The following is a 17,207-nucleotide window of genomic DNA, read 5'->3' on the forward strand; positions in this document are numbered from 1 at the left end:
GGCTCTCCCGGATTTATGGTGATAACAAAATCTTATTTAAATGTAGGGTGTGTTAGGCACGGGCGATAAATTCAGCATTTCAACCCATAAATAAGTTCCCGTGCCTAACGCACCGTTTCCCTAGTTTGTAACACTAATGAACATTTTTCCCCATTAACCCGAAAGAGCCAACATTATTTAAGTATAAACAAATAAGTAGGCGGTGAGTTCTTCAGAACTACCGCCAAACTAACTCGGTTTGAAACTTCCTGAAACTATAAAATCTCCGTTAGCAACTATATCTTACTAACTGAGTAAGAAAAAGCCGTCTGCCGAAGTAGAAGCTGTAGTCAAAGGAGTATTTACACCTTCCACAATAGCAAGAAGATCTCCAGCACTAGTCGAGATATTCAGATTGCTACCACTAACTTGTTGCGTGTAATTGTTGATTGAACCTATTAATTGGATTGTGTCAACGCCTCTTTGAAACCCTCTAATTAAAGCATAGTCAGCGTTGCCACCACCAACATACAATTGTACGGGGCTGGGATTTTGTCGGTTTCCTCTGAGAGTTAGCAAGTAATTATCCCTTGATGAACTACCGATTAGGGTATCAATTTCACCAAGTCCAGTGCTTCCCAGCACGTAATCAAATGGGTTTGTAGACCCAGATAAAGTTGTGTAACTAATCCCTGTCAGTTCGGTTGGGCTGGCACCAAAACTAGTAACAACGTCATTACCAGCAGTGCCGCTAAAGAAAGCAAGTCGGTTTTCAAACTGTCCAAACCGAATGTAATGCTCGTAACCAGAACCAAACTCTACAACACCAGTTGTGGGATCGGCAACACCGATCGCTCTTGCTACATCTGGGTTAAACAGGAGATAATCTCTTTCATTGAAAGAGCCTGGTACGCGACCCTCGACTTGACCCCTTCGCAGGAAGTGGTCGTACCCAGAACGGAACAACCCTTGTGTTACCGCTGCTGCTACATCGGGGTTTCTCTGTAAATAAATTTGTTCTGAGTCATTGGTGATTATCGGGGAGTAACGTCCTTCATCAGCGCCACGTAAGGCAAAATGTTCTACTCCAGAACGATAGACTCCTGAGCTTACAGCATTTGCCACATCTGGATATAGCGCTAAATAAGCTCCCTCATTAAAAAAGGGTGATACCAGGGTGCGGCGTTCGTTTAGACCGTAAAGGGAAAAGTGTTGAAATCCTGAAACGAAACTTCTGGGAGTATTTACTGCTGCTCGAACGTCTGAATAACTAGCCCGATAAAATGCTTCGTCAAAGTGTTCAAAATAAGCCATGCTTTCCTCACACTATTTAAGATTAACTAGATATTGCTTGATAAATATTATTCAAGCATAATCTGGATGTGGAAATCTCTTCCAGATTTAGCTGTAGGAAAACATATCTGCTGATGGTGTAGGTTGCTAATGGTTGCTAACCGAGTAAGAAAAAGCCGTCTGCTGAAGTAGAAACCGTAGCTAAAGGAGTATTTATGCCTTCCACAATAGCAACGATATCTCCACTATTGGTGAAGATAGCCAGATTCCGACCACTAACTTGTTGCGTGTAATTGTCGATCGAACCGAATAACTGGATTTGGTCAGCACCTCTGACAAAGTTTCTAATTACAGCATAGTCAGCACTGCCACCACCAACATACAATTGTACGGGGTTGGGATTTGTTCGGTTTCCTCTGAGAGCTAGCAAGAATGAATTCTCAGCTGCGCCACCGATTAGGATATCGATTTCACCAAGTCCGGTGCTTCCCAGTACGTAATCAGGTGGGTTTGTAGCGGCAGATAAAGGTGTATATTCAACCCCTGTCAGTTGAGTTTGGCTTTCGCCAAAACTAGTTACAATGTCATTACCACTAGTGCCGCTAAACAAAGGAAGTCGGTCTTCAAACTGTCCGACCTGAACGTAATGCTCAAAACCAGAAATAAAAGTTATCTGACCAGTTTCTTGGTCAGTCACGCCGATAATTGCTGCTACATCTGGGTTAAAAAGGAGATAATCCCGTTCATTAAACGAGCCTGGTACACGACCCTCGAATTGTCCTAGTTGCAGGAAGTGGTCGTACCCAGAACGGAAAAATCCTTGTCTTACCGCAGCTGCTACATCGGGATTTCTCTGTAAATAAACTTGTTCTGAGTCAAAGGTGCCTATGGGGGAGTAACGTCCTTCATCAGCACCATATAAGGCAAAATGTTCGACTCCAGAACGAACGAACCCTGAGCTTACTGCCCTTGCTACATCTGGATATAGCGCTAAGTAGCCTTCCTCACTAAAAAAGGGTGATACAGAGGTGCGACCTTCTTGTAGACCAAAAGATAAAAAGTGATCGAATCCAGAAGAGAAATTTCTAAAAGTATATACAGATGCCTTAACATCTGGGTAAATAGCCAGATAGTATGGTTCCGAAAAATGGTTGAAATAAGCCATGCTTCCTCACACTCAAATTAACATTAACTAAGTATTGCTTGGGAAATATTATTCAAGCTTTCTTCTGGGAAATTTCTCCCAAATATACCACAGCCCTTAGCTTTAAATAAAATATTATGGAAAAACACTGCCTGGTCAAGACCAAGGAAAAGTTTTTCAATTTTAATCAGATTTGTCCTGAGTTTTAAGGTAATAGTTAATTAAATTCGATCGCTAGTTTTGAGGGCGTTTTTTTTGGCAGAAATAGTAATTTTCGGGAAAACTAGTTAAATTTATTTACTTAACTTTTTGGGTAGTTTCCTCACAAGTCGTAGGGGTAATTCATGAATTACCCCTACTTGCAACATTAAGATAAATCTTGTTAATAGCTATAATTATTAATTTTTATATAATTCTCGGAAAAATTACTTTTAAATTAATCAATAGTTACAAAAAATTTTTCCGATTGGGGCATTGTTGGCATTTTTATCTGATTAAAAATTAAAAACAAAGACAAAAAAGAAGTAATACTTCGGCAATTGTCAAGATTTGTAACAGAAAATTACGAAATTTTTATCAATTTGTATCGGACGGGGGTCAAAAGCCGCATTTAGTAAGCATTTTTTGGTAAAACCTACTAATGTGCCTCTTTAATAAAGAGTGACACTAAGGACGGAGATTTCAGCGAGTCTGGGGTCTTGAGTTTGGGTGAGATGCTACTGATGCCCGCTGCCCAACAGCCAAGGATTAGCTGATTAATGATTGATGACTAGCTAGCCCAACCATAAGGAGCCGAACTGAATGTTTACCCACGTCAAGTCCACCATTCGACGCATTACACCAGACAACCTCATGGGGCGGTCTTTACTCAAGGTGGTCTATGTCGTGCTTGAGCCGCAATATCAGAGTACACTATCAGCGGCAGTTAATTCGATTAATAAAAATAACCCAGATTTAGCAATTGAAATTAGCGGTTATTTAATCGAAGAGTTGCGCGATCGAGAAAACTACGAGGATTTTAAACGCGATATTGCTGATGCTAATGTCTTTATCGCTTCGTTGATTTTCATTGAAGATTTAGCCGAGAAAGTTGTCGCTGCTGTGGAACCACATCGCGATAATTTAGATGTTGCGGTTGTCTTTCCTTCGATGCCACAAGTGATGCGCCTAAATAAAATGGGCAGCTTTTCAATGGCACAGTTGGGACAGTCAAAAAGTGCGATCGCTCAATTCATGCGGAAGCGCAAAGAAAAGTCAGGTTCCGGTTTCCAAGAAGGAATGCTGAAACTGTTGCAAACCTTGCCCAAAGTCCTGAAATATTTACCAATGGACAAAGCGCAGGATGCGAGAAACTTCATGCTTAGTTTCCAATATTGGTTAGGCGGTTCCTCAGAAAACTTAGAAAACTTTCTGCTGATGTTAGCAGATAAATATGTTTTCAAAGGGAATCAAAAACTGAAATTTCAAGACCCTGTAACTTATCCCGATATGGGAATTTGGCATCCGATGGCACCGACAATGTTTGAGGATGTTAAAGAATATCTCAACTGGTATAACACTCGGAAAGATATTTCTGCGGACTTGAAAGATCCCTTAGCTCCTTGCGTTGGGTTAGTGCTACAAAGGACTCACTTGGTTACAGGTGATGATGCCCATTATGTAGCAATGGTGCAAGAATTGGAAGCGATGGGTGCAAGAGTTGTTCCGGTGTTTGCGGGAGGTTTAGATTTCTCCAAACCTGTGGATGCTTATTTCTACGATCCCAATGCGAAAACACCGACAGCACTTGTAGATACAGTTGTATCTTTAACAGGTTTTGCTTTAGTTGGTGGCCCCGCCAGACAAGATCATCCGAAGGCGATCGACTCACTAAAACGGTTAAATCGTCCTTATATGGTGGCGTTACCTTTGGTGTTCCAAACTACGGAAGAATGGCAAGATAGCGATTTAGGTTTGCACCCAATTCAGGTAGCGTTACAGATAGCAATTCCTGAGTTAGATGGTGCGATCGAACCGATTATTTTGTCGGGAAGAGATGGGGCAACTGGAAAGGCGATCGCATTACAAGACCGCATCGAAGCAATTTCCCAACGCGCATTAAAATGGGCAAAATTACGCCGTCAACCCAAATTAGATAAAAAAATTGCCATCACCGTTTTTAGCTTTCCCCCTGATAAAGGCAACGTGGGAACCGCAGCATATTTAGATGTTTTCGGTTCAATTTATGAGGTAATGAAAGCCCTCAAATATAACGGTTATGATGTGCCAGAATTGCCAGATTCAGCCGAAAAGTTGATGCTGGAAGTTATCCACGATGCCCAGGCACAATATGCCACTCCCGAATTAAATATTGCCTATCGGATGTCGGTGCCAGAATATGAAGAATTAACACCTTATTCCGAAAGATTGCACGAAAATTGGGGCCCGCCACCAGGACATTTAAATAGTGACGGACAAAACCTCTTAATTTACGGCAAAGAGTTTGGAAATGTCTTCATTGGCGTGCAACCAACTTTCGGTTATGAAGGCGATCCAATGCGGTTGTTGTTCTCCCGTTCTGCCAGTCCCCATCATGGTTTCGCCGCTTATTACACCTATCTAGAACAAATCTGGAAAGCTGATGCGGTGTTGCATTTTGGCACTCACGGATCGCTGGAATTCATGCCAGGAAAACAGATGGGAATGTCGGGAGATTGTTATCCAGATAATCTCATTGGTTCGATTCCAAATATTTACTATTACGCTGCGAATAACCCCAGCGAAGCAACAATTGCCAAGCGTCGGAGTTATGCCGAAACTATCAGCTACCTAACACCACCAGCGGAAAATGCCGGACTTTATAAAGGGTTAAAAGAACTGAGTGAATTAATCGGTTCTTACCAAACTTTAAAAGATACCGGACGGGGGATTCCAATTGTGAATACCATCATGGATAAATGCCGTTTGGTGAATTTGGATAAAGACATTGAATTGCCAGAAATAGATGCCAAGGATATGTCTGCTGAAGAACGGGATAATATCGTCGGTTTGGTTTATCGCAAGCTGATGGAAATTGAATCCAGGTTGTTACCTTGTGGGTTGCACGTAATTGGTAAACCGCCTAGTTCGGAAGAAGCGATCGCAACTTTAGTAAACATCGCCGCTTTAGACAGAAACGAAGAAGAAATCCTCAGCTTACCTCGAATTATTGCTAACAGCATCGGACGCGACATCGACGAGATTTATGTTAATAACGACAAAGGCGTTTTAGGAGACGTTCAGCTATTACAAGAAATCACCCTCGCCACTCGCGCCGCTGTTGCAGCTTTAGTCAAAGAACAAACCGATGCTGACGGACGAGTTTCCCTCGTTTCCAAGTTGAATTTCTTCAACATGGGTAAGAAAGAACCTTGGATCGAAGCATTACAACAAGCAGGTTATCCCAAGGTTGATCCCGAAGCAATTAAACCCTTGTTTGAATACTTGGAATTCTGCTTAAAACAAGTTTGCGCTGACAACGAATTAGGCGGATTGTTAAAAGCATTAGAAGGCGAATATGTATTACCGGGACCCGGTGGAGATCCAATTCGTAACCCTGATGTTTTGCCAACTGGTAAAAACATTCACGCCTTAGATCCCCAATCAATTCCTACAGCAGCAGCAGTGAAAGCTGCCAAAGTTGTTGTTGACAGATTGTTGGCAAGACAAAGAGAAGAAATCGGCAACTGGCCCGAAACAATTGCTTGCGTACTTTGGGGAACTGACAACATCAAAACCTACGGCGAATCTCTCGCCCAAATTATGTGGATGGTGGGTGTAACACCCATTCCTGATTCATTAGGAAGAGTGAATAAATTGCAACTAATTCCATTAGAAGAATTAGGTCGTCCCAGAATTGATGTTGTAGTCAATTGTTCCGGTGTATTCCGCGATTTGTTCATCAACCAAATGAACCTGCTAGACCAAGCAATTAAGATGGCAGCAGAAGCAGAAGAACCTTTAGAAATGAACTTTGTTCGCAAACACGCATTGCAGCAAGCAGAAGAAATGGGAATTAACTTGCGACAAGCTGCAACTCGCGTATTTTCTAACGCTTCCGGTTCCTATTCTTCTAACATCAACCTAGCAGTAGAAAACAGCACTTGGGACAGCGAAGCAGAGTTACAAGAAATGTACCTCAACCGCAAATCTTTCGCCTTCAGTGCTGATAATCCTGGGATGATGGAAGAGTCAAGAAAGATTTTTGAATCTTCCTTAAAAACTGCGGAAGTAACTTTCCAAAACCTCGATTCTTCCGAGATTAGCTTAACAGACGTTTCCCATTATTACGATTCCGACCCGACCAAAGTTGTCGCTAAATTGCGCGGTGATGGTAAGACACCAGTATCCTACATTGCTGATACCACAACCGCCAATGCACAGGTACGGACACTATCAGAAACCGTGCGTTTAGATGCGCGTACCAAACTGTTAAATCCCAAGTGGTACGAGGGTATGCTTTCTCACGGTTACGAAGGTGTGCGGGAACTCTCCAAACGTTTAGTAAATACAATGGGTTGGAGTGCAACTGCTGGCGCTGTCGATAACTGGATTTATGAGGATGCTAACAGCACTTTCATCAAAGATGAAGAAATGCGTCAGCGTTTGATGAATTTAAATCCCCATTCTTTCCGCAAAGTTGTAACTACTTTGTTGGAAGCGAATGGTCGTGGTTATTGGGAAACAAATGAAAGCAATTTGGATTTGTTGCGCCAGTTGTATCAGGAGGTTGAGGATCGAATTGAAGGCGTAGAATAGGCAAAAAAATAATCATAAAATGTAGAGACGTTGCATGCAACGTCTCTACATTTTATGATTATTTTTCCTTTATAGATGGGCATTGATTATTAATTTTATGAATCGATATTCACTGCAAAATTATGACAGACTCAAGATTTAAAGACAAGTATAAAAGTGAATCTATCAGATTAAAAGATTATAATTATTCTAATAATGGGTGGTATTTCGTTACTATTTGTACTTATCAAAAGTTGTGCTTTTTGGGGGAGGCGATCGGCAATCAAATACAATTAACAGCAATTGGAAAAATAGCAGAAGAATTCTGGTTAAACATTCCTAGTCATTTTAAATATACTTACTTAGATGCTTATGTAATAATGCCGAATCATATACATGGAATCATAATTATTGACCATCCAGAATGTAGAGACGCTGCTGAATGTAGAGACGTTGCATGCAACGTCTCTACAAAAACAACAACAGCACCAACACCAACAAATCAAAGGAAAACAGCAGATGATAACTATGGCATTTCCCAAGCAATGTCGGAAATATCACCCAAAGCAGGAAGTCTGAGTGTTATTATGCGTTCTTACAAATCTGCTGTTAGTCGTTGGTGTCATATTAATGGTTATGAATCTTTCGCTTGGCAACCCCGATTTTATGATCATGTTATTCGTAATAGTAGTGCTTTAGATCGAATTCGCAAATATATTATTAACAACCCAGCAAAATGGGAAAATGAATGTAAAAATCCCGAAAACCTGTGGATGTAAAAATGTTATTCTAGATAGTAGAAACGTTGCTAGATTGTAAATTGTAGTAAATTGTAGATTGTAAATTGTTGTAGAGACGTTGCATGCAACGTCTCTACAACAATTTACAATCTAGTCGCATATTTTTTTTAGAGTGAGAGGTTTAAAAAAGCTGTGATAGGGAAAATAGAAGTAAGAATTGAGATTCTACAAGAAGGTGATTTATATATAGGAATTTGCCCAGATTTAAATGTTTCTAGTTTTGGGGAAACGATCGAAAAAGCCAGACAATCTGTTCAACAAGCTTTAGAAGCGTTTTTCGAGGAATGTGAGGTAATGGGTACGTTAACAGAAGTTCTTGAAGAGTCAGGCATCAAAATAAATTTTGTATGATTAGTATTATGGCTTTTGATAACAGTTGTGTTTAAAATAGTAGCTTATACTATTTTTTGCAAGAATTAAATTATGAAAAAATATAAAGATTAGGCAATCTAACCTTATTTGCCCAGACAATACAATTATCAAATTAGTACCCTATCAATGTCAAGCCACACATATATATATATGAAAACAAAACCTGAAAAAGTTGTTTGTCCAAATTGCTTAGGCACTGGTATTGCACCAGTATGGGAAACTCTTGGTATGCCAAGAACACAGCAGATACGAATTTGCAGACATTGTAATGGAGAGGGAACAATTCTCAATCGGAGAAATTAACACGGACTGTTAGCAAATCAGCCAGGAATATCCTCGTTTCCTGAAAAATCCTGGCTGAATTTTTTTTGTGCTCTTAATTCTTGAATTTTTTGTCTTCTTCGTTCTTTCAATTTCTCAGTTATAGTTGGCTTGCGATTTACTTCTGATTCTAGTTTGAGGTAGGGATCTGTTTCGTCCCAAAGGCTTAAATACCTGGGCATTAATTTTATAAAATATTTAAGACCAAATTGCCGTCCATCCCATCCCAAATCGAGAAGATGACGATAAGCTAAATTCATTTCTGCAACTGTACCTGCACATGAATATTTGGTGCCTTGCCCATAACCAGATTTTTCCCACGCTTTCTTCTCTGCTAATTCCGCGTCACGTTTAGAGTTAAATGCTACTGTGTAGAGAATGTTTATATGACTACGCCAACCATCAAGAGTAAGTTCTTGACAAGTTGATAATACTTCACCATCCAAATGTTGTTTCATCCGTTGCTCTAGGTTGGATGTCATTCCCCAGTAAATAGCATCTGAATTTACAATATTAAAGCCATCTTTATGCTCTATTTCATTAACATACTCAAGCCGTAAACAATAGATGAAATTTTGAGCAGTAACTCTTCTAATTCTTTGTACACTATCCATTAGTTTATTTTTTCTCAGCTTATAAGTTAATTATCTCATTATTAACGAACCCAGAGTAAACCCATCTAGCAGCACGAAAACATTTAAGCGTTGAAAGTCTTGATTTCTCGTTGCCAAATCGCTGAAATATTTTAAATCAATATTATTTATTGATAAAACACTCACGCATAAAATTTTGCTATAACCCCAAAGTATCATTCTCAATACTATTTGAAGACTAGAAGAGTTTTTCTTGGTTCTAGCAAGTCTTCAGATCTAATATCTGTATTACTAGCGTGTATAATATTTACTGGAGTATATCGTAAAGGAGTATCTAAACAGCCTATAGCGCAGCAACTCTGGTTTTCAGACTTATTATTTTCTGGATAAAAAGTATCGCAAGATATTTTTTTCCGAAAAAGGCAAATAGCTTCCTTTTCACAGGATGCGTTTGTCTTGTCCACGCACAAAAAGCAAAAAATGCCAACCAGAGAAAACTCTCGAAACAAAAAAAACAACCTTTGTTATGTCTTTGATATAGCGGGGGCTGTTGTTATGGGTATCTTAACCGCCTGCAATGCACCTCCTGTTCCGGCAGGGTTAGCTACTATCTTTGTCGGTAGTATTCCTGTCGTACTTCGAGTTCATAACGCTAAGGTGAAAGAAACTGAGAATGCTGAATATACAGCGCAAGTAGCGGAAAGGCTAAAAGCGCTTGAAGCAGCGATCAAACAGTAATACCCAAGATATGAAGTAACCAGTACTTACTGGCTATCAGGCTAACTAAATAAATATTAAGTATAATAAAACCCACTCCACTAACTAGTGGGTTTTTTTGTGCCTGTATTAGCGATTAGTAAATCTTAGTATATGAAACTGTAGAATAACTAAAATAAGGGGAATCAAAATGAAGATGCGTTATAAAATTATAATTTACTGGAGTAACGAAGATGAGGCATTTATTGCCGAAGTACCAGAATTACCAGGTTGTGCTGCTGATGGTGCAACTTATCAAGAAGCTTTGCAAAATGTAGAAATTGTGATGCAAGAATGGATTGAAACTGCTAAAGAATTAGGTCGTCAAATTCCTGAAGCAAAAGGTAGGTTGATGTTTGCTTAGTTGGTTAATCAGGAAGTGTCTTAGCTCAGAAAAGTGAACCTATTTTTAGCATTCCTAGAAATCATGCAGAGTCTAAAAATCGGTTTGAGTAGATGCTAAAAAAAATATGAGGGTTGGACTTTTAGCGATCGCCTATAACTGTGGCGCTTTTGATCGATCGCACTGACTAAGTTGATGTTAACGTAGCAAGAGATGCGATCGCACAAACCATTAATAACCAGAATAAAATATTAAATAGAAACATTACCTAATGTAAAATCTCAATATGAATGCTCTCACTGTTAACTTCAATTCCATCATTAAACTGACAGACGAGCAATTTTTCCAGCTTTGTCAGGATAACCGCGATTTGAGATTTGAACGCAATGCTAATGGAGAATTAATTATCATGCCACCGACGGGAGGAGAGACGGGAAATCGAAATGGTAGATTGACCCAACAATTATTTAATTGGACAGATGTTGATGGTACTGGTATTGCTTTCGATTCTTCTACAGGTTTTAAATTACCAAATGGTGGCGATCGTTCTCCTGACGCTGCTTGGATACCTTTAGAACGTTGGAATGCTTTAACTGTTGAACAAAAAAGAAGATTTCTTCCCCTTTGTCCTGATTTTGTAGTTGAATTACTTTCGCCAAGTGATAGTTTAACTGCAACTCAAGAAAAAATGCAGGAGTATTTAGCAAATGGTACTCGTTTGGGGTGGTTGATTGTTCGAGCTTCCCGAAGAGTAGAAATTTACCGACAAGGTAGAGAAGTTGAAGTTTTAGAATCTCCTGCTAGTTTATCAGGAGAAGATGTTTTACCGAGATTTGTGTTAAATTTAGAACCAATCTAGTAAATCTATACTACTCTTATCTCAGTAAAGAGATTTGTCACAAACATGATAGACGGTAAAGCTATTTCTATTTCCCTCTTTGCGGGTGCTTTTGGTCTAGACTTGGGGTTAGAACAAGCGGGATTTCACACAATAAGTGTAGTTGAAAAAGACCGGGATGCTACAAGAACGATCGCACTCAATCGATCGCATCTTCAAGAAAGCGCAGTTCCCAGAGAGATAGAAAAAGTCAGTAGCCAAGATTTACTTGCGGAAGGAGGAAGAGTTTTAAAATTAGACCGCGCTTTGCGTCCTGGTGAAGTAGACTTAGTGACTGGTGGCCCACCTTGCCAGCCATTTAGTACTGCTGGAAAAAGAGGTTCAGTAATCGACCCACGCGGCAGTTTATTTATGGACTTTATTCGCATTGTTAAAGAAGTTCAACCCCGATTTTTCTTAATGGAAAATGTGAGAGGTTTGCTGTCTGCACCTATTCGTCATAGACCAATTAACCAAAGGGGAAAAAATCACCCACCATTAGAACCTGATGAAATGTCTGGTGCTGCTTTAAAGGTCGTATTAAGCGAAATGAAAGAACTAGGTTACAGCGTAGTTTATAATCTTTTAGAAGCAGCAGATTACGGTGTTCCTCAAAATAGAGAACGAGTCATATTTATTGGTTCTAGAGATAATGAATCTGTTACCTTTCCCTTAGCTAAATATTGCCAAAATGGAAAAAGTTTACCCAAGTGGCGTACTTTAAGAGACGCTTTAACAGATTTAATCGATCCAGAACTAGAATTTATTGCTTACTCAGAAAGTAGATTAAAGTATTTGAAACTCTTAAAAGCAGGACAAAACTGGAGAGATTTACCAAAAGAATTAATAAAAGAAGCAATGGGAGGCGCTTACGATTCAGGAGGCGGAAAAGTTGGTTTTTACAGAAGATTATCTTGGGATAAACCTTCACCAACAGTAACGACGAGTCCGCATCAAAAAGCAACAGATATGTGTCACCCTGTAGAATTGCGTCCTTTAAGTGTGCGCGAATGTGCCAAAATTCAAACTTTTCCAGATGATTGGATTTTTTATGGTTCAGTAACTTCTAAATACAAACAAATTGGTAATGCAGTTCCAGTACTACTAGCTAAAGAAATAGGTAGCTATCTTTTCGATTTGATTCAAGGAAATAAGCCAAAAGGCAAAGAGATTGCTGAACAGTTATCGCTGTTTTCTTTATAAACTTTGAATCATATTTAGCTAGCAGCTAATTCAGCAAAAGCTTTGTCAATTCTCTGTAGCATATTCCTCACATGATTTTCCACAAGCTCATAATTTAGATGAATGGTATCCCAAAATTCCTTACCAGCAATGCGAGGAATATCAGGGGTTCTAGGAAATGTCCATGAACCCAAATCAAAAGCTGCTATGAACAAAGGATTTTCATGAATACCTAATTCTTTTTTAGCTCTAGGTATTTGAGAACCAGTTAATGTACCTTTGAGAGTTTTTAATTGTGCAAATTTAACTATTCCTTCTGAGAGGATAACAATATCAATACCTGTAATTTTAATTCCAAATTCAAATTCTGGTATGATTACATAAGGGCTAATATTAGCTATTTCTTCCCAGAGTCGCCCCATTTTTGTACTAAGTGTTCTGGTGACAGAGTTGCTAGTAACTAGTAATTTAGCTCCACAAAGTTCAAAAAGATTAATTGGGTTAGGATGATGCTCTAGGATGGCCTTTTTTCTTGCAAAATCTTCTTTTAGCCATTCAATACAATCTTCAGCAAATTTCTCAGTTTTACTACTTATTAGCTGAGATTGCCTATCTAATTTTAAAAAAGATTCATTTAGATTATCTTGTTCAATTTGATTTTGAAAATAGGCTGATGCTATTGAGGAAATAACTTTTCCCAATTTGTAAGCATTATGCAAATCTTCGTCTCTTATGTTAATTACATCGATTAATGAAGCATAATGTAAAATTAGTGCTTTACGTTCTTGGATGGAAAGGGGTATCAAATTATCAGCCGTTAAGTCAATTGACATTAAATTTATATTAAACTTATAGGACTTGCTGAGTGCTAATCAAAATTATAAACCAGTTCATCATCAAAACAATATACGAGTATAGTAATTTTTAAGTATAAGCTGGGTAATTAAAATGATCGTGCATTATCAAATCATTCTCTACTGGAGTAACGAAGATGAGGCATTTATTGCCGAAGTACCAGAATTACCAGGTTGTGCTGCTGATGGTGCAAGTTATCAAGAAGCTTTACAAAATGTAGAAATTGTGATGCAAGAATGGATTGAAACTGCTAAAGAATTAGGTCGTCAAATTCCTGAAGCAAAAGGTAGGTTGATGTTTGCTTAGTTGGTTAATCAGGAAGTGTGTTAGCTCAGAAAAGTGAACCTATTTCTAGCATTCCCAGAAGTCATGCAGAGTCTAAAAATCGGTTTGAGTAGATGCTAAAAAAATATGAGTGTTGCATTTTTAGCGATCGCCTAAAACTGTGGTGCTTTTGATCGATCGCAGTGACTAAGTTGATGCTAACGTAGCAAGAGATGCGATCGCTATTCGATTAAGAACTAACAGACTGGCGCTTTCCTTCATCATCTCTAATTCCAACACCAAAAACTATTCGCCCTAACTCCAAAAATTCTTTCTTCTCCTCAGCAGTCATATATTTATCATCTGCTGCACGCCGAGAATCTCCCCCTGCTTCTAAGTAGCGTTTTCTAGCTAAATCGGAGAGTTCTATCATCCGCTGATATTGTTGTTTTTCCAATTCCGTAGGCTCTCTCATAGTTATAACATCCAATCTGTCGGTACAATTTCGCCACTTTCTAAGATCATAGCAACAGGTAACAAAGGACTGGGAGTACGAATATAATAATTTCTGGTTTCCGAATCTAAAATTCGCAATTCAATTAACTGTAAAGTTTCCAAAGCATTAATCACCAAATATTGAGCAGTTGCTTCCCTGGTGCGATCGACTGATAAATTAACTCCTGAAATACTGCCGCTGGGCAAAATCATTGCCAATGGTAAGATAGGGCTAGGAGTGCTGATATACCAATTTCCCCGATCTGGATCGAAGGTTTGCAGTTGCAGCAACTCTAAAGTTTCTAAAGCATTAATAATGATGTATTGGGCTTCCGTTGGTTCCAAAATTCGCTTTAGTTATAGATTAATTTTAATAATTATACAATTAAAGGTATTCAATAAAGTTAAGTTTTTCTCCTCAGAGCTTTTGTTTTATTTCTTTTGAAGATGTTCCGCGAGTTGCAATTGAGCCGATGCTGCTTCAAAAAACTCTTGCGCGTCAGAACTAACGACAACTGTATATAAATCAGTATTTTCGTTTGAGTTGGTCAACTGGAATCACCTTACCTGCTGCTATATCTTTTTTAGCTTTGGCAAAAGTTTCTTGAAAACCGGGAATTTGCAATAATTCTTCCGTGGCTTCATTGCTGTCTCGCTCTAATAAATAGGCTAAAAAGTCAACAGCTACAAGGAGTTTTTCTGCTGACAGTTGCTCTACATATTCCTTTGCTTGCTCGCGAATGTCTGTAGTATTCATAATGACTAAGCAGATAACTATAACCTATTGTAGCTGAGATGCTAAAAAATATGAGGGTTGTACTTTTAGCGATCGCCTAGAACTGTGGCGCTTTTGATCGATCGCAGTCGCTAAGTTGATGCTAACGTAGCATAGAGATGCGATCGATCTGGATGATCAGGATCTAACCCAGAACAATAGCGCCAGTCATAATTTTTTGGGGAAAATTTCTTTTGGATAATTTTCCCCCACATTTCCGTAATTTATCAAAAACAAAAGCATCCGAAATGGATGCCTTTTAAAAGTTAATTAAACAGAAAAAGCGATTTATTTATATGTCGATCCATCAGGCATTGTTGCACCTTTTAGATTAGTTTCGCGGACATTTGCGCCTTCTAGATTCGCATTTTGCAGATTTGCACCTCGCAGATTTGCACCTCGCAGATTTGCGTTACTTAAATTAGCACCTTTCAAATTAGCACCGCGCAAATCTGCACCATCTAAGTCAGCTTTGGTTAAATCTGCATTTTCCAAATAAGCACCTAATAGTTTGGCACCAGCCAAATTTGCACTTTCTAAATAAGCAGCATCTAAGTCTGCATCGGCTAAATTAGCACCTGCTAAATTTGTGTCTTTTAACTTAGCATTGCCTAACTTGGCACCTCCTAAGAAAGCGCCTGTTAAATTAGCACCCCAAAAGTTAACATTTTTCAAGTTAGCATTGCCGAAGTAGACACCTGTAAGGTGAGCGTAACCTAAATTTGCACCTTCTAAATTGGCACTTCTAAAGTTAACGTAGCCGCCTAACTTAGCACCCCAAAGATTCGCTTTTCTTAAGTCAGCGCCTTCTATTTTGGCGGATAGTAGGTTAGCGTAACCTAAATTAGCACCTTCTAAATTAGCATTTTTCAAATTAGCTTCTTGGAGATTTGCACCAGCTAAATAAGCGCGTTCTAAATTGGCATTTTCCAAGTTAGCATTTACCAAGTAAGCGCCTTTTAAAGCTGCATTTTCTAAGTTTGCACCAACTAAATAGGTATTTCCTAACTCGCATTGGGGACATTGACGAGTTTTTAGCAGCAAATCTATCATTGATTGCTTGCTATTATATACTTGATCTTTGAGTTGGACATTTAGCTGTTTAAGGCGCTGATTCTCGGCTGTTACTTTGGAATAAGTTGCTAGAGAGAAGCTGATTAATGAAAAAGCTCCAAAAGCTAGTACTGGAATTGCTTTTTTGTGCAATTTTAGGGCAGTGCCGGATTCTTTGGTAGAGTCGTGAACTAGTACGTCGATAGATTGGAGTGCTTCTAAAGCATCTTGAGCATTATCGAAGCGATCGTTCAAGTTCGGTGCAACTATTTCTTCTAACCATTCAATAAATTCTGGGTTGAGTTGTGGCACCAAATGCTTAAAATTAATTTGATAATGGTCATCAATTAAATTACCAACTTGGGTTGATTTCGTCTGAGTTAACAAACAAATTAGGGTAGCACCTAAACTGTAGAGATCGGAAGCTTCTGTTAACTGACGATTAAACAATTGTTCCGGTGGCATAAAGCCTAGTGTACCTTTTACGGCACTGCTAATCGCTACTTCACCGCTGCCAATGTGAGCAAAACCAAAATCTACTAAGTAAACTTTGAATTCATTTTGGCGATCGACCAAAATATTCTCTGGTTTAATGTCACGATGGATTATTGGTGGGTTTTGCTGTTGCAAATATACTAAAACTTCCAAAATTGCTACAGCAATTTCTTTAACTTCCCGGGGGTTAAAGTAACGTGGTTGACCTAAAGATGGCGCTTGTTTATACTCTTGCACCAAACAAAAACCGGAAGGTGTTTGGAACGAGTCTAAATAGTTGGGAATACTCGGATGATTCAGGTGGCGCAATAATTGAATTTCTTTTTCCACTGTTTCGTAGTCTGTCCAACTAGCACCTAATTGAGCAAACTGAAAGTGTTTAATTACTACAGGCAGATAAGTTTTTGTATCAACTGCTAAATAAGTCACTCGACCACAAGAACGATTATGGCCTAACTCTTTCTGCACTTGATAACCTTGTTTAGAAAAATCTGGGAAGTTTTTCATAAGCTGACGAATCAATGTTGGGTTTGGTTGCACTAAATGTTTTGGCAGGGGGTAGAAGGGTAAAACTTAGGCGTGATTCACAAACATAAACCAAACTGCTTTATTATTAATCAGAACAACACCCTTTAATACTACATACGGGGTTAGCAGCGGTCAGGTTGATATTCCAGAAATTCCCTACTGTTAAGATTAGCATCTAATAAGTTGTTGTTTGGGATTCTATAATAAATAACATTTTCCTGAAAAAATTGGCGAATTTGTTGGCTAATTTTCCCTCGATCTGAAAATCTTTAACTGCAAATAAAATTTTATTTATCTGTAGCAACTTTAACAACTCTCAGAGTCCCG

The 17,207-nt window shown here is 38.8% G+C and carries 16 protein-coding genes; 8 read left to right on the forward strand and 8 right to left on the reverse strand.

What is annotated here, in order from left to right; translation table 11 throughout:
• Positions 1-285 precede the first annotated feature (285 nt).
• Both ACE1CC_RS17050 and ACE1CC_RS17055 read right to left on the reverse strand, forming a co-directional pair.
• Positions 286-1,293 (reverse strand): hypothetical protein, encoded by a 1,008-nt coding sequence (locus ACE1CC_RS17050; RefSeq protein WP_413271628.1) that lies wholly within the window; start codon positions 1,291-1,293, stop codon positions 286-288.
• A 136-nt stretch (positions 1,294-1,429) separates the two neighbouring features.
• Positions 1,430-2,437, reverse strand: a complete 1,008-nt coding sequence (locus tag ACE1CC_RS17055; RefSeq protein WP_413271629.1) for a hypothetical protein — start codon at positions 2,435-2,437, stop codon at positions 1,430-1,432.
• A 780-nt stretch (positions 2,438-3,217) separates the two neighbouring features.
• Here ACE1CC_RS17055 and ACE1CC_RS17060 point away from each other — a divergent pair.
• From ACE1CC_RS17060 to ACE1CC_RS17070, 3 genes are all read left to right on the forward strand, one after another.
• Positions 3,218-7,192, forward strand: coding sequence for a magnesium chelatase subunit H (locus ACE1CC_RS17060; protein WP_413271630.1), 3,975 nt, complete (start codon positions 3,218-3,220; stop codon positions 7,190-7,192).
• Positions 7,193-7,314: 122 nt separating this feature from the next.
• Positions 7,315-7,950 carry a transposase gene (locus ACE1CC_RS17065; protein ID WP_413271631.1) on the forward strand — a complete coding sequence of 212 codons (636 nt, stop codon included), beginning with the start codon at positions 7,315-7,317 and terminating at the stop codon, positions 7,948-7,950.
• 153 nt (positions 7,951-8,103) lie between these two features.
• Positions 8,104-8,322 (forward strand): type II toxin-antitoxin system HicB family antitoxin, encoded by a 219-nt coding sequence (locus ACE1CC_RS17070; RefSeq protein ID WP_413271632.1) that lies wholly within the window; start codon positions 8,104-8,106, stop codon positions 8,320-8,322.
• Between the two features lie 341 nt (positions 8,323-8,663).
• On the opposite strand, the gene ACE1CC_RS17075 is transcribed toward ACE1CC_RS17070, so the two are convergent.
• The gene (locus ACE1CC_RS17075) at positions 8,664-9,278 is read right to left on the reverse strand and encodes a GIY-YIG nuclease family protein (protein ID WP_413271633.1); all 615 of its coding nucleotides are present in this window, start codon (positions 9,276-9,278) and stop codon (positions 8,664-8,666) included.
• A 534-nt stretch (positions 9,279-9,812) separates the two neighbouring features.
• Between ACE1CC_RS17075 and ACE1CC_RS17080 the strand changes: the two genes are divergently transcribed.
• The 4 genes from ACE1CC_RS17080 (at position 9,813) to ACE1CC_RS17095 (ending at position 12,436) form a co-directional block, all read left to right on the forward strand.
• On the forward strand, positions 9,813-9,995 hold the full coding sequence (locus ACE1CC_RS17080; protein ID WP_413271634.1) for a hypothetical protein: 183 nt from the start codon (positions 9,813-9,815) through the stop codon (positions 9,993-9,995).
• Between the two features lie 169 nt (positions 9,996-10,164).
• Positions 10,165-10,377, forward strand: a complete 213-nt coding sequence (locus ACE1CC_RS17085) for a type II toxin-antitoxin system HicB family antitoxin (protein ID WP_413271635.1) — start codon at positions 10,165-10,167, stop codon at positions 10,375-10,377.
• Between the two features lie 265 nt (positions 10,378-10,642).
• Positions 10,643-11,215, forward strand: coding sequence for a Uma2 family endonuclease (locus ACE1CC_RS17090; RefSeq protein ID WP_413271636.1), 573 nt, complete (start codon positions 10,643-10,645; stop codon positions 11,213-11,215).
• A 45-nt stretch (positions 11,216-11,260) separates the two neighbouring features.
• On the forward strand, positions 11,261-12,436 hold the full coding sequence (locus ACE1CC_RS17095) for a DNA cytosine methyltransferase (protein WP_413271637.1): 1,176 nt from the start codon (positions 11,261-11,263) through the stop codon (positions 12,434-12,436).
• Positions 12,437-12,450: 14 nt separating this feature from the next.
• On the opposite strand, the gene ACE1CC_RS17100 is transcribed toward ACE1CC_RS17095, so the two are convergent.
• A complete protein-coding gene (locus ACE1CC_RS17100) occupies positions 12,451-13,248 on the reverse strand; it encodes a hypothetical protein (protein WP_413271638.1) in 798 nt (265 codons plus the stop codon).
• Positions 13,249-13,363: 115 nt separating this feature from the next.
• Here ACE1CC_RS17100 and ACE1CC_RS17105 point away from each other — a divergent pair, with 115 nt between their 5' ends.
• On the forward strand, positions 13,364-13,576 hold the full coding sequence (locus ACE1CC_RS17105) for a type II toxin-antitoxin system HicB family antitoxin (protein ID WP_413271639.1): 213 nt from the start codon (positions 13,364-13,366) through the stop codon (positions 13,574-13,576).
• 208 nt (positions 13,577-13,784) lie between these two features.
• On the opposite strand, the gene ACE1CC_RS17110 is transcribed toward ACE1CC_RS17105, so the two are convergent.
• From ACE1CC_RS17110 to ACE1CC_RS17125, 4 genes are all read right to left on the reverse strand, one after another.
• A complete protein-coding gene (locus tag ACE1CC_RS17110) occupies positions 13,785-14,009 on the reverse strand; it encodes a hypothetical protein (protein WP_413271640.1) in 225 nt (74 codons plus the stop codon).
• A 2-nt stretch (positions 14,010-14,011) separates the two neighbouring features.
• Positions 14,012-14,374 carry a hypothetical protein gene (locus ACE1CC_RS17115; protein WP_413271641.1) on the reverse strand — a complete coding sequence of 121 codons (363 nt, stop codon included), beginning with the start codon at positions 14,372-14,374 and terminating at the stop codon, positions 14,012-14,014.
• Positions 14,375-14,555: 181 nt separating this feature from the next.
• Entirely contained in the window at positions 14,556-14,786 is a 231-nt protein-coding gene (locus tag ACE1CC_RS17120; protein WP_413263205.1) for a hypothetical protein, read from the reverse strand.
• A 306-nt stretch (positions 14,787-15,092) separates the two neighbouring features.
• Positions 15,093-16,859, reverse strand: coding sequence for a pentapeptide repeat-containing protein (locus ACE1CC_RS17125; protein ID WP_413271642.1), 1,767 nt, complete (start codon positions 16,857-16,859; stop codon positions 15,093-15,095).
• Positions 16,860-17,207: the final 348 nt, after the last annotated feature.

The sequence above is a fragment of the Floridaenema aerugineum BLCC-F46 genome (assembly GCF_041929345.1).
In the GTDB taxonomy this organism is placed as follows: domain Bacteria; phylum Cyanobacteriota; class Cyanobacteriia; order Cyanobacteriales; family Aerosakkonemataceae; genus Floridanema; species Floridanema aerugineum.